12 protein-coding genes and 1 tRNA gene are annotated in these 12,754 nt (G+C 66.2%); 6 read left to right on the forward strand and 7 right to left on the reverse strand.

Translation table 11 applies throughout. The features are described 5' to 3' along the window. Window positions 1-5: 5 nt before the first annotated feature. From acpM to aceE, 4 genes are all read right to left on the reverse strand, one after another. The gene (gene acpM, locus IEW22_RS01525) at window positions 6-311 is read right to left on the reverse strand and encodes a meromycolate extension acyl carrier protein AcpM (RefSeq protein WP_188584833.1); all 306 of its coding nucleotides are present in this window, start codon (window positions 309-311) and stop codon (window positions 6-8) included. Between the two features lie 165 nt (window positions 312-476). Then, the gene (locus tag IEW22_RS01530; RefSeq protein ID WP_188584834.1) at window positions 477-1,385 is read right to left on the reverse strand and encodes an ACP S-malonyltransferase; all 909 of its coding nucleotides are present in this window, start codon (window positions 1,383-1,385) and stop codon (window positions 477-479) included. Between the two features lie 210 nt (window positions 1,386-1,595). After that, window positions 1,596-2,837, reverse strand: a complete 1,242-nt coding sequence (locus tag IEW22_RS01535) for a PucR family transcriptional regulator (RefSeq protein WP_373284120.1) — start codon at window positions 2,835-2,837, stop codon at window positions 1,596-1,598. A gap of 257 nt (window positions 2,838-3,094) precedes the next feature. Next, a complete protein-coding gene (aceE, locus tag IEW22_RS01540; protein ID WP_229742110.1) occupies window positions 3,095-5,884 on the reverse strand; it encodes a pyruvate dehydrogenase (acetyl-transferring), homodimeric type in 2,790 nt (929 codons plus the stop codon). A 264-nt stretch (window positions 5,885-6,148) separates the two neighbouring features. Here aceE and IEW22_RS01545 point away from each other — a divergent pair, with 264 nt between their 5' ends. The 4 genes from IEW22_RS01545 (at window position 6,149) to IEW22_RS01560 (ending at window position 8,011) form a co-directional block, all read left to right on the forward strand. Next, window positions 6,149-6,805, forward strand: a complete 657-nt coding sequence (locus tag IEW22_RS01545) for a hypothetical protein (RefSeq protein ID WP_188584836.1) — start codon at window positions 6,149-6,151, stop codon at window positions 6,803-6,805. 167 nt (window positions 6,806-6,972) lie between these two features. Beyond that, a complete protein-coding gene (locus IEW22_RS01550) occupies window positions 6,973-7,395 on the forward strand; it encodes a DUF3052 domain-containing protein (protein WP_188584837.1) in 423 nt (140 codons plus the stop codon). Further along, on the forward strand, window positions 7,392-7,886 hold the full coding sequence (locus IEW22_RS01555) for a peroxiredoxin (RefSeq protein WP_188584838.1): 495 nt from the start codon (window positions 7,392-7,394) through the stop codon (window positions 7,884-7,886). Before IEW22_RS01550 ends, IEW22_RS01555 begins: the two co-directional genes overlap by 4 nt. Window positions 7,887-7,936: 50 nt before the next feature. After that, a tRNA-Val gene (locus IEW22_RS01560) sits at window positions 7,937-8,011 on the forward strand. A gap of 245 nt (window positions 8,012-8,256) precedes the next feature. Here the strand turns inward: IEW22_RS01560 and IEW22_RS01565 are convergent. The 3 genes from IEW22_RS01565 to IEW22_RS01575 all read right to left on the reverse strand — a co-directional run bounded on the left by IEW22_RS01565 (window position 8,257) and on the right by IEW22_RS01575 (window position 10,724). Then, window positions 8,257-8,538: a hypothetical protein gene (locus tag IEW22_RS01565; protein WP_188584839.1), complete on the reverse strand. Its 282-nt coding sequence runs from the start codon at window positions 8,536-8,538 to the stop codon at window positions 8,257-8,259. A 285-nt stretch (window positions 8,539-8,823) separates the two neighbouring features. Continuing rightward, complete coding sequence (locus IEW22_RS01570; RefSeq protein ID WP_188584840.1) at window positions 8,824-9,687, reverse strand: ABC transporter ATP-binding protein; 864 nt, start codon at window positions 9,685-9,687, stop codon at window positions 8,824-8,826. Next, complete coding sequence (locus IEW22_RS01575; RefSeq protein ID WP_188584841.1) at window positions 9,684-10,724, reverse strand: ABC transporter permease; 1,041 nt, start codon at window positions 10,722-10,724, stop codon at window positions 9,684-9,686. The genes IEW22_RS01570 and IEW22_RS01575 overlap by 4 nt, the downstream gene beginning before the upstream one ends. Window positions 10,725-10,919: 195 nt before the next feature. Between IEW22_RS01575 and IEW22_RS01580 the strand changes: the two genes are divergently transcribed. Next, window positions 10,920-12,122: a sensor histidine kinase gene (locus IEW22_RS01580; RefSeq protein ID WP_188584842.1), complete on the forward strand. Its 1,203-nt coding sequence runs from the start codon at window positions 10,920-10,922 to the stop codon at window positions 12,120-12,122. Further along, window positions 12,119-12,754 (forward strand): response regulator, encoded by a 636-nt coding sequence (locus IEW22_RS01585; protein ID WP_188584843.1) that lies wholly within the window; start codon window positions 12,119-12,121, stop codon window positions 12,752-12,754. Before IEW22_RS01580 ends, IEW22_RS01585 begins: the two co-directional genes overlap by 4 nt.

Genomic DNA, 12,754 nt, shown 5'->3' on the forward strand with positions numbered 1-12,754 from the left:
GGGATTTACTCGCTCTTGTCGGCGTCGATGCGCTCGCGGATGGCAGCGGCTGCGTCGGCGTTCTCCGACTCCAGCTTCTGGATGTAGCTCACGGCATCGCCGACGGTGCGCAGACCTGCGAGGTCCTCGTCGGGGATCTTGACGCCGTACTTGTCCTCGGTCTGCACAGCGATCTCGACCATCGACAGCGAGTCGATGTCGAGGTCGTCGACGAACGACTTGTCGACGGTCACCTCGGACGGCTCAATGCCGGTGACTTCCTCGATGATCTCGGCGAGACCGGCAATGATTTCTTCCTGGGTGGCGGCCACGGGGTGGCTCCTCTCATATCGCACTTGTGTGTAGCTGCCCGCATCTCTGATGAGACTGCGGACCTGTCGGAACAGCTGCAGGACGACATCGCGTCGTCGTGCGGGCTGCCTGGACCAGCTGACCTTCGTCAGCTCTCCGGTGTGCCGGCGTCCTCGCCGGCACCTTCATCCAAGATCGGTGACGCCCTCGAGATCGTCGGGTGACTTGAGGGCGTGGGTGGGGGTTCCCTTCAGCTCGCGCTTGGCGATGCCCACGAGGGTTCCCGCTGGTGGGAGTTCCACGACGGCTGAAACCCCGGCATCGCGCATCGTCGCGGAGCACAGATCCCAGCGGACGGGACGGGTGACCTGTCGGACCAGCTTCTCGAGGGCATCGGTGCCCGAGCTGACCAGCTTCCCGTCGGAATTCGACAGCAATGTCATGGTCGGGTCGGAAGGGGTGATCTCCGCGGCGGCCGATGCCACGGCATCCTGGGCCGGATCCATGTAGGACGTGTGGAAGGCCCCGGCCACGGACAGTTTACGGGTACGGGCGCGTTCTGGCGGGTCGGCGATGAGCGCGTCGATCGCGTCGATCGGACCGGCAGCCACGATCTGGCCCGCGGCGTTGCGGTTGGCGGGTACGAGACCGAGCTCGTCGAGCCTCGCCAGCACCGTCTCCTCGTCACCTCCGAGTACCGCGGCCATCGTGGTCGGTGTGAGTGCACAAGCGCGTGCCATCTCGCGTCCGCGCACGGCCGCAAGGCCCACGGCCTGATCGGGGGTGAGGACACCGGCGATCGCCGCGGCGGCGAGTTCGCCCACCGAGTGACCGGCGACGATGGTGTCGGCGGGGATGTCGCGGCGCTTGGTCAACTGGTCGTAGGCGAGCAGGGCCGCCGCGACCACGAGCGGTTGGGTGATCGCCGTGTCGGTGATCTCATCCGCGGTCGCCGTGGTGCCGAGTCGCTCCAGCTGCAGACCTGTGGTCTTCGACCAGGTCGCAAGCTGATCGCGGGCACCTGTCTCCTCGATCCAGGGAGACAGCATGCCTGGGGTCTGGGAACCCTGTCCGGGTGCAAGCAACGAGAACACGTGAATTAGGGAACACCTTCCTTTACGTTCCTGCGCGTGTTGTGGGTGATGAACCTTGACGAGATGTTTTGTAGGGTTCCCACAAATACGTGTGTCTGTGTGTCCCCATCGTCATCGACTCGAGATTCGTTACACGTCCCAGGAAGTTGGTCCTCAATTCATGCGAAGCTCCATTTTGGCCGTTACTCGTGTGACTGACGTGAATTCTGTTTAGTTTCTGTGACGTTGCTGTGACAGTCTTCCGACCGTTGATGCCACTCTGAGCACATAGCCGTCGCGAGCGTGAGTTGGCTCACGTCCTGTGATGTCGGCCACTCGTTTTAGTCGATACCGAACAGTATTGGGATGGACGTAGAGCTCTCGTGCACAGGCCTCGATCGAGCCTCCGGCGTCGAGGTAGGCGTCGAGTGTCTGTGTCAGGACCACTCCACCGCGCTCGAGCGGTTCGACCACCATGGCGGTGAGTCGCGCCAGCGCGGACTCGTCGCCGAGCAGTGCGCGCTCGGGCAGCAACTCGTCGCTGTGCACCGGTCGGGGCGCGCGCGGCCATCCCGGCGCGGCGCGCATCGCCGACATCGCCTCGGCGGCCGAGGTGTGGGCCCGCTCGAGGGAGTCCTGGGTGGGGCCCACCACCACGGGCCCGTCGGAGAAGTGTTCGAGGAGACGTTCGAGGAACGGTGAGCGCGGCTCCACCGGGCCGCTGACGAGAACCACCAGCTGGCTGCCCTGCACCACCGACAACGCCGAGCGGCCGAACTCGCGGGCAGTGGTGTGGATGGCGATCGGTACGGAGATGTTCTCGTCGGGGCGTGGGCGGCCGATGATGACGGTGGCCGGTGCGTCGGAATCCCAGTTCAGTGCTGCCGCCCGCGACAGCAACTCCGGGCCGCTGTCGCCGCGGACCACCGCGTCGACCACCAATGCCTCCAGGCGGGTGTCCCAGGCTCCGCGGGACTCTGCGGCGGTGGCATAGATCGTCGCGGCGGCGAATCCGATCTCGCGTCCGTAGCGCAGAACGGCCTCGGTGAGGGCGCGCAACTGCTCGTCGTTACGTGCCAGTCGGGGCAGCCACTGCTCGAAGAACTCCATCGCGACCCGGACCATCTCCACGGTCTGCAGCAGCGTGACCCGTCTCGCGAGATCCTGGGGCACCACCTGGAACGCCTGGACGGTGAAGGTGACATTGCCCTCGGGGTCCTGCAGCCACTCCACGAAGTTCACCACGGCCGTCTGCACCACCAGCTGAACACTTGCCCGCTGACCGGCCTCGAGGTCGGAGAAGTAGGGCAGGTGGTCGGCCATCGAGTGGATGGCCTCGGTGGCCAGCCGTCCGCTGTACTGCTTGACCCGGCGCAACAGGGTGTCGGGGAGGACGTCGTGCAGCGTCGGCGGCGTGGCGATGCGAGTGGTGATCGACGAGGAGAACACGTCCTCGGGAGTCAGCGACGGGATCGAGGAGAGGGTCGGCGAGGTGTCGGGGGCCGACCGGCGTCGCGGTTCGACGCCATTGTCGTCTGCCCGCTTCTGATGGAGTCGTTGCTGGTGGCTTGGCGTTGGCTCGGACGCGCCCGACTCGGCTCGGGTCGGGACCGGGTCGGTCGGTTCGGGGCCGTCGGGTGCGGGCACGCCTGCCAATCTATGCCCGAGGTGGCCAGGTCGCGGACGGACCGGGCCACCTCGGGCAGATCAGATCGGACAACGATCAGTGATCAGGCGACGCCGGGGTCACTGGTCTGCTCCGGCGCGGCCAGCACATCGGTGATCTGGTACTTCTCGGCGGCCTGCGCGGCGACGTGCATGTCGATGGCACCGTCACGGGCCAACGCGACGAGGACACCCACCGCGATCGACTCTGCATCGATGTTGAAGAAGCGACGGGCCGCCGGGCGGGTGTCAGAGAACCCGAACCCGTCGGCGCCGAGCGTGAGGTAGGTGCCGGGCACCCATGCACGGATCTGCTCGGGTACCCCGCGCATGAAGTCGCTGGCCGCCACGAACGGACCGGCCGCGTCACGCAGTGACTCGGTGACGAACGGAGTCTCGTGGACCGCCTCGGGCTCGCGCACGCATGCGCGTTCGTAGGCGATGCCGTCGCGGGCCAACTCGTTCCATGAGGTCACCGAATACACGTCGGCACCGACGCCCCAGTCCTCGGCGAGCAGATCCTGTGCGCGCAGCCCGTCGCCCATCGTGACACCCGACACCAGGATGCCCGCATGCAGCGACTTGCCCTCGGGGGCACGGCGATAGAGATACATGCCCTTGAGAAGTGCTGCGGTGTCGAGGTTTTCGGGAACGGCCGGCTGATGGATCGGTTCGTTGTAGACGGTCAGGTAGTAGTAGACGTGCTCAGATGCCGGACCGTACATCCGCCGGATGCCGTCGGTGATGATGTAGGACAGCTCGTAGGCGAAGGCCGGGTCGTAGGCCACCACACCGGGGTTGGTGGAGGCCAGCAGCAGCGAGTGTCCGTCGGCGTGCTGGAGTCCCTCGCCGGTCAGCGTGGTACGGCCCGCGGTCGCACCCACCAGAAAGCCCCTGGCCATCTGGTCGGCGGCAGCCCACAGACCGTCGCCGGTGCGCTGGAACCCGAACATCGAATAGAAAATGTAGACGGGGATCATCGGCTCGTCGTGGGTGGCATACGACGTCCCGACCGCGGTGAACGACGCCGCGGAGCCGGCCTCGTTGATGCCTTCGTGGAGGATCTGCCCCACCGAGCTCTCCTTGTAGGCAAGCATCAGATCGGCGTCGACCGAGGTGTAGAGCTGCCCGTTGGGGTTGTAGATCTTCAGCGACGGGAACCACGAGTCCATGCCGAAGGTGCGTGCCTCGTCGGGGATGATCGGCACGATCCGCTTACCGATCGTCTCGTCGCGGAGAAGCTCCTTGAAGATGCGGACCAGCGCCATGGTGGTGGCCACCTGCTGTTTGCCCGATCCCTTGGCGGTGGCCTTCAGCGCGCCCGCGTCGGAGAAGTCGAGCACCTTGGACTTCGTGCGCCGCGCGGGCAGGAAACCTCCGAGTTCCTTGCGCCGCTCGAGCATGTAGCGGATCTCCGGTGCGTCCATCCCGGGGTGGTAGTACGGCGGCAGGTAGACGTCCTCTTCGAGCTGGGCGTCGCTGATCGGGATCTGCTCGCGGTCGCGGAACTGTTTGAGATCGTCCAGGGTCAGCTTCTTCATCTGGTGGGTGGCATTGCGACCCTCGAAATGCGGTCCGAGGGTGTAGCCCTTGATGGTGTGGGCCAGGATGACCGTCGGCTGGCCCTTGTGCGCCATCGCCGCCGCGTAGGCGGCGTAGACCTTGCGGTAGTCGTGTCCACCTCGTTTGAGGTTCCAGATCTGCTCGTCGGTGAGGTCTTTGACGAGCTCCTTGGTCCGGGGGTCGCGATTGAAGAAGTGTTCGCGCACATAGGCGCCGTCGTTGGCTTTGTAGGTCTGGAAATCGCCGTCGGGTGTGGCGTTCATCAGATTGACCAGAGCACCGTCCTGGTCAGCCTGCAGCAGCGCATCCCATTCGCGGCCCCACACCACTTTGATCACATTCCAGCCGGCACCCCGGAAGAACGACTCGAGCTCCTGGATGATCTTGCCGTTACCGCGCACCGGGCCGTCGAGACGCTGCAGGTTCGCGTTGATGACGAAGGTCAGGTTGTCCAGACCCTCCATCGCCGCGACGTGGGTCAGACCCCTCGACTCGGCCTCGTCCATCTCGCCGTCGCCGAGGAACGCCCACACGTGCTGATCGGAGGTGTCCTTGATGCCGCGGTCGTGGAGATAGTGGTTGAACCGGGCCTGATAGATCGCGTTCATCGGGCCCAGGCCCATCGACACCGTCGGGAACTGCCAGAAGTCGGGCATCAGACGGGGATGGGGATAGGACGGCAGGCCGCCGCCGGCGCCGGCGTGGCTCTGCTCCTGGCGGAAGCCGTCGAGTCGGTCGGCGTCGATGCGACCCTCGAGGAAGGCGCGGGCGTAGATGCCGGGGGAGGCGTGTCCCTGGATGAAGATCTGATCGCCGCCGCCGGGATGGTCGTGACCGCGGAAGAAGTGGTTGAACCCGACCTCGTACAGCGCGGCCGAGGAGGCATAGGTGGAGATGTGACCGCCGACCCCGACACCCGGGCGTTGCGCGCGGTGCACCATGATCGCGGCGTTCCAGCGGATGAAGGCGCGGAAGCGGCGTTCGACGGCCTCGTCGCCGGGGAAGAGCGGTTCGTTCGCGGTCGGGATGGTGTTGACGTAGTCGGTCGAGGTCAGTGCCGGGATCGAGACGTGTCGCTCGCTGGCACGCTCGAGCAGGCGCAGCATCAGATAGCGGGCGCGCGCGGGGCCCTCGGCGGCGACCAGGGCGTCGAAGGACTCCAGCCACTCCCGGGTCTCGTCGGGATCGACATCGGCGAGGTAGGCGGCAACGCCCTCCTGGATCACGCGGACGCGACCGTCTGCGGTGGTGGCCCCCGAACGTGTGGATGACCTGGTGTCGGTCACTGCGATAACTCCTGTTCTGACCCGATCAGGGCCGGACTTGTCGGTGCGCGAGCCGGACGGATGCTCCGGCGATCGCGGCTGTGGCCGGCGGTTGTGCCGGTCCACGTCTCACCCTGCTCTCATCGTGCACCAATCGGTCACGTTTGGCACCGGGTCGGGCGTCGCGGATTGCTCGCGCATCGGCCGCCGCTGCCGGTCGGCGCGGCGGAGCCGGAGCAGGGCGGGGACGTCGATGAGCGCCGAGTTGACACGTATTCGGTGGATCTGTGCATGCTTTCGGCCGTGAGGTGGGGGCTGGTGGGGGTGGCGGAGGCGCGCATGGGGTGCGGCGAGAGCCGCATGTCGCGGGCGGCGATGTCGCTGGTGGCGGCAGCGGTGGCGTTCGCGGGCTCGACCTCGTGCGCGACCGAGGTGTCGGGATCCTCGGCCGCACCCGCTGCCGGGGTCAGCGCCTACCGTGAACGGATACAGGCCAGCGAGTCGCTGGATGCGGCGCGGGCGGCGACCGTAGCCTTCTGCGCGCGATCCATCGAGTCGGCGCGTACATCTCTGGACTCTTACAACCGCTTCATCGCGAAACTCAATGCAGTCCAAGAGTATTCGCGCCTGGGTGGCGCCGATATCGCTGCGGCGACGACCTTCGACAACGGTGTGGCGGCAATGCGTTCGGCTCTCGGATCGTCGGTGGACCCTGACGTCGTGCAGCGCGGGCAGGAGCTCATCGTGGCCTCGACCACCGTCTCGGCGACGATTCGCGCGAAGAACACGCGCCGGGTCAACGCCGACATCGACGCCTGGATCCGCGCCCGCGACACCCTCGTGGTGGCGTGTCAGTCGGCGGTGCCGGTCGCCGAGGGCGCGGACGCCGGTGGCCCCGGGACGGAAATGTCCACATCCGAGCCGTCTCCGACAACCCCGAGTCGATGACGAGCTGGAGCATCTGAATTACAATTCCCTGTATCCGGGTTGCAAGATCGCCGTCGAACCTGTTCGCTTGAGGCAACTTTGCGGCACCTGGGTGTCGTATCGCCTGTTCACATCACTGCCCGAGACATACCTCGGGCTCGACACAGATCGTCAGGAGGTCATCCCCGTTGGTTACCGCCGCGGAAGGTAATCGCGCTGCGCAACTCGGTTTCAAGACCGGGATGGTGGTGCAGGAAATCGGGTGGGATGAGGACACTGACGACGACCTGCGCGCCGATATCGAAGATGCCATCGATGCCGAAATGCTCGACGAGGACTCCGATGACGTCATCGACGTGGTGGTTCTCTGGTGGCGTGACGGTGATGGCGACCTGGTGGATGCCCTGATGGATGCGATCGGACCGTTGTCCGACGAAGGATATCTCTGGGTGTTCACTCCCAAGACCGGCGAATCCGGATACGTCGACCCCAGTGAGATCGCCGAATCCGCGCCCACCGCGGGTCTGACGCAAACCTCCAATGTGAAGCTCGGGGCATGGTCGGGGACGCGGCTCGTTCAGCCGAAGACCCGTGCCGGGAAGCGTGCATGAGTTCGGGGTCGCCCACGCTCGACGATGGCCCGCTGCAGCCGGGAACCGCTGCGCCTGATTTCGTGCTGATGAACCAGGACAACCGTCCGATCCGACTCTCGGACTTTCGCGGAACCAAGAACGTTCTGCTCGTTTTCTTCCCGATGGCGTTCACCGGGAATTGCGAAGGCGAGCTCGGGATGATCCGCGACAATCTGCCCAAGTTCAGTAACGACGACACCGAGCTGCTCACGATTTCGGTGGGATCCCCACCGACGCACAAGGTCTGGTCGGGTATGCAGGGGTACCTCTTCCCACTGCTGTCGGATTTCTGGCCGCACGGTGAGGTGGCCCAGCGCTACGGTGTGTTCGATCACGATCGTGGCTACGCGATGCGGGGGACCTTCCTCGTCGATCGCGACGGCATCATCACCTTCTCCGAGGCGCACCCCTCCAGTGACCCGCGTGACCAGTCACTTTGGGAGAAGGCCCTGGCCGCGCTATCTTCTTGAATGGCTTCTGCGAGGTGCCGCCGCCGGCTGCGGCGCCTCACCGGGTCCACGCGCGTATAGCTCAGCGGTAGAGCTCTGGTCTTACACACCAGCGGTCAGGGGTTCGAATCCCTTTGCGCGCACCACGTGAAAGTGCTGTTCACCGTCGTATTTCCTCCGCTGGCATGCGATTTCGCCAACCTCGCTGTTGCGCTCTGTCGGTCGCTGTTGCTGTGTCGCCCACTCTTGTGGGCAAGAGGTAGGCACGGATGGTCTGACTGCCGGATCTATAGCTTCCGCACACTCGTACAAGCGTTCGGGGACGCCGGATAGACGAAAAGACCACCGCCGCCTTTGGGAAGAATGGCGACGAGGTCTCGTCTTTTCGGGGTCAGTATTCGTCGCGCCAGCGGCGGGCGTACGTCTTTCCGTCGGGGCGCTGGCGGCGACGTTCACGTCTCGTGTCGCCGTGGCACATCGGGCAACAACACACCTTGGTGCCGGTGTATTCGAACTCCCGCCAGCAGCGGCCCGGCTCGTACTCGAACGCGTCATGGGCGTCAGTAGCCGGGAGTGTGCAGCGCCCCTCGTCATGGATGTGGCGTTCGATCCAGTGCAGGTCGCCGTCGCGCAGCTTCACAGTGAATGGCTTGGTCTTGTCGGTGCGACTCATCGTGTCCTCGGGGATGACTCCGCTTACGAGGCGAAGGGTCTGACGTTACACGCCACCGTCATCGTCGTCACGCTGCCAGCGCTCGGGGTCCCGGTGTCTCACAGCATCGCGCCGGTGGGGTTGGGGTGGTCGCAGTTCAGCAGGCGTGCTCGTCGAGGTTGTCCGTGCACTGCCGAAAACGGACCGTGGGTATGTTGTCTGCGGTCACCGAGCAACTACTGATCTCATCGCTGTTGTCGACCCACGATCCGACGTCTCTGGTGGTGTCCGGGGAGCACCGCCGCATCACGCGACTCTCGCAGCCCCGGCGCTCGGGTGCTGCTGTGCCGCAATCTCGTCGACGGACAGCGCGCGCAGCCGACCGTCGACCATGTCGTAGACCGCATCCATCCGGTGCAGATGGGTCGGGTCGTGGGTGACCAGGATCGTCGCGGCATTCTGCGTGCGTGACATCCTGATCAGCAGGTCGATGATCTCGCTGCCGCGCTGCTGGTCGAGCGCACTGGTTGGTTCGTCGACGAGCAGCAACGCCGGATCGTTCATCAGACTGCGCGCGATGTTCACCCGCTGCCGCTGCCCACCCGAGAGCTGACCGGGCAGTTTGTGCATGTGCTCCGCCAGGCCCACCTCGGTGAGCAGGGCACGGGCGCGGTCGTGGACCGCGCGGCGGCGCCCTCTGCTCAGGACGAGGTGTTGGCCGAGATGCGCGGTCACCTCGAGCTGTTCGATCGCAGTCAGCGAACCGACGAGATTCGACTGTTGGAAGACGAATCCGAGGTGGTCCCGGCGCACCCGGGCCGACTGCCTGCGCGACAGCGCACCCAACTCGACAACATCACCGGGCACACCGCCCGACTCGACAGCCGCCGACTCGACAGCCGCCGACTCGAGATCGCCGCCACTCTCGGCGCCCGGCGCTGTCGCGATCGAGACACGTCCGGAATCGGGTCGGATGAGGCCGCCCGCTACCGCGAGCAGGCTCGATTTCCCCGAGCCCGACGGCCCGGTCACCGCGACGATCTCGCCCGGTGCCACGGCCAACTCGACGTCGTCGAGAGCGGTCACCCGACCCGCGCCGTCGGGGAAGGTCAGCGTCACCGCCGACATGTCAAGAGCGGGAATGGTTGTCGGTGAGGTGGTCATGGTCATCGTGCGCCTCCCAGTGCGGTGAGTGGATCGGTGGTAATGAGGAATCGCAGTGCCAAGGCCGCGCCGACGAGGCCGAGCGCGATGATCGCCACGGCGGGCAGGATCGTCGTGGATGCGGTCAGCACGAAGGGGATTCCGCCGAGAAAGCCGCCGACGAGTGCTGTGATAGCGGTTCCGAGCCCCGTGCCGACGATGAGGACAACCGCTGCCTGGCCCAGTGCGTCGCGCACGAGCGAGCCTGTCGACGCACCCAACGCCTTGAGCACGGCGATGTCGGGGACGCGTTGCACGGTCCACACGGTGAAGAATGCGCCGATCACCAACGCGGAGATCACGAACAGCAGGACGGTCATCAGGGTCAGTGAACTGTTCTCGGCTTTGTAGGACGCCAACGCCGACAGCGCATCGGCGGAACTCGTGACGGTGGTCTGGGTCTCCCTTGCCACCGTTGACGTCCCGTCGGTTCCCGACGGGGTGAAGGTCGCGACGGTCGCAGCGCCGGAGTGCGGCGAGAGTGACTGCCAGTCACCGAGCGAGAGATAGACGACAGGGCTGTGGGCGTACCAGTCGTCGCCGACCACCCGCGTGACGGTGAAGCGTTGACCGCCGAGTTCGACGATCGAGCCGGCATTCGCATGCAGGTCGTGGGCAACCGGGGCACTCAGCTCGACGTGCCCCTCGGCCGGAGCGTCGCGGTCGGTGCCGATCAGTGCCACCGGAAGCGGAGAATCGGGACGTGCGGACGTCGAGATCCGCGACCGCGAGACGCCCACGGCGACGGTGCTCGGCTCGGCGGCGCGCCACGCGTCGAGTTGTGCTGCGGTGAGCGACGATTCGTCGAACGACGGCGATGTGCCGGTGTCGGCGAACACCACCGACGAGCCCGGCAGAGCCTGTACTGCGGAGACGTTCTGATGTTTGAGGCCCGCTGTCAACCCGCTGAGGAAGGTGACGAGCACCGCCACGAGTACGACGACGAGCGCGATGAGCGCGAATCGTCCACGAGCGCGACGCAGATCGCGAAACGCGACATACATCGAGAGTCCTTTCTGCTGCGTCGACCGGGGAGACCCGCCGACGCAGATGTCGATATCGGGTATGTCCCCATGCTCGGCCCCGAGGCCCCGTGCGCGCGTCGTCCATGGGAGTGCGAGGTTCTCCACCCTTCCGGCGTCGCGATCTCGCACTTTCGATGGATGTGCGCGGCATGTCCGGGGTTATCGTTGGGTCACATGCACACGTCCCCGCTCACCCCCGTCGTCGCAGGACTGCGGTGGGGTCTGCACCTGCTCGCCGTCGCGCTGACCGCGGTGGTGATGGCGCGCGCACTGATCGCGACCCCCGCCGACATCGCTGCGGCGGTCGTTGCGGCGGTGTGGCTCGCGGTCTACTTCGCCCGCGGACTCACACTCGGCGATCGGCGCCGCGCACTGGCGTGGTTGACGGTCCTGACCGTGGTGTGGCTGGTCGAGTTGGCGCTGACCCCCGAGGCGACCTATCTCGTGTTCGTCCTGTTCTTCCTGTACCTGCATCTGCTCGGCAGGCGCCGGGGGTTGGTGGCCGTGGTGCTCGCGACGGCTGTCGCGGTGATCGGATACGCGGTGCACAGCGGATGGTCGGCAGCGGCGGTGATCGGACCGGTTCTGGGTGCCGGTGTGGCCGTGGTGATCTCGGCGGGCTACGCGCAACTGTTCGCCGAGGCAGCGCAGCGCGAACGTCTCATCGACGAATTGGTCACGGCGCGGGCTGATCTCGACGAGCAGCAACAGGCGGTGGGGCGGGCAGCCGAACGAGAACGCCTCGCAGCCGAGATCCACGACACCGTGGCGCAGAGTCTGTCGAGTATCCAGCTGCTGCTGCATGCGGCCGAGCAGGCGACAGGCGAACGCGCGCAGGAGTCGATCGCCCTCGCGCGCACCGCGGCAGCCGAGGCACTCACCGAGACCCGACGCCTCATCGCCGAACTGTCACCGGCGCCGTTGGACGGGTCCTCACTGGCCGATGCACTGCGTCGGGTGGCGGCGGACGCGTCCGGCCACGGAATCGACACCAGCGTGGTGATCGACGGTGACGTCGAACCGCTCGCCATGCCGACGGAGGCCGCACTGGTTCGCATCGCCCAGGGTGCGGTGTCCAACGTGATACGTCACTCGCAGGCGACCGCGTTGCATCTGACCCTGACCTACACCGACGACGACGTACACCTCGACATCGTGGACGACGGAACGGGTTTCGCCTCCGACGCCGCGGAAGGCTATGGGCTCACCACGATTCGACGTCGTGTCGCCGACCTTGGCGGTATCGCCGACGTCTCGTCCGACGCAGGTGGTACCACCGTCGCGGTGTCGTTCCCCCTCGCTCCCGAGCCCGCCGAGGAATCCCGCACCGGGGCCGCGGATGTGACAGCTGCGCACACGAGGGAGGGGCGCCGATGATCCGGCTGCTGCTCGCCGACGACCACCCCATCGTTCGCGCCGGCCTGCGCGCGCTACTCGCGAACGCCGACGACATCGAGGTCATCGGCGAGGTCGCCACGGCAGAAGACGCCGTCGCCTGGTGCGCCGATGCCGACCGGTCACCGCAACCCGATGTCGTCTTGATGGATCTGCGCTTCGGGGAAGGACTTTCGGGGGTGGAGGCGACACGCAGCATTCACGAATTGCCCCGTGCACCCCGTGTCCTGGTCGTCACCAACTACGACACCGACGCCGACATCCTCGCCGCGATCGAGGCGGGCGCGAGCGGTTATCTCCTCAAGGACACCCCGCCCGCGGAGCTCCTGGCGGCCGTGCGCGCTGCGGCTGCGGGGGAGAGCGCCTTGTCGCCGACGGTGGCCACGAGGTTGTTGACCCGTGTCCGTGCGACCCCCGCCACCGTGTTGACACCACGGGAGATCGACGTCGTCGCACAGGTCGCGACGGGTCGCAGCAACCGAGAGATCGCACGAGCGTTGCATGTGAGCGAGATGACGGTGAAATCGCACCTCGTACACATCTTCACCAAACTCGGTGTCGGGTCGCGGACCGCTGCCGTCGCCGAGGCGCGTCGCCAGGGACTCATCGACTGA

The organism is Gordonia jinhuaensis (assembly GCF_014639795.1).
GTDB classification, from domain to species: domain Bacteria; phylum Actinomycetota; class Actinomycetes; order Mycobacteriales; family Mycobacteriaceae; genus Gordonia_B; species Gordonia_B jinhuaensis.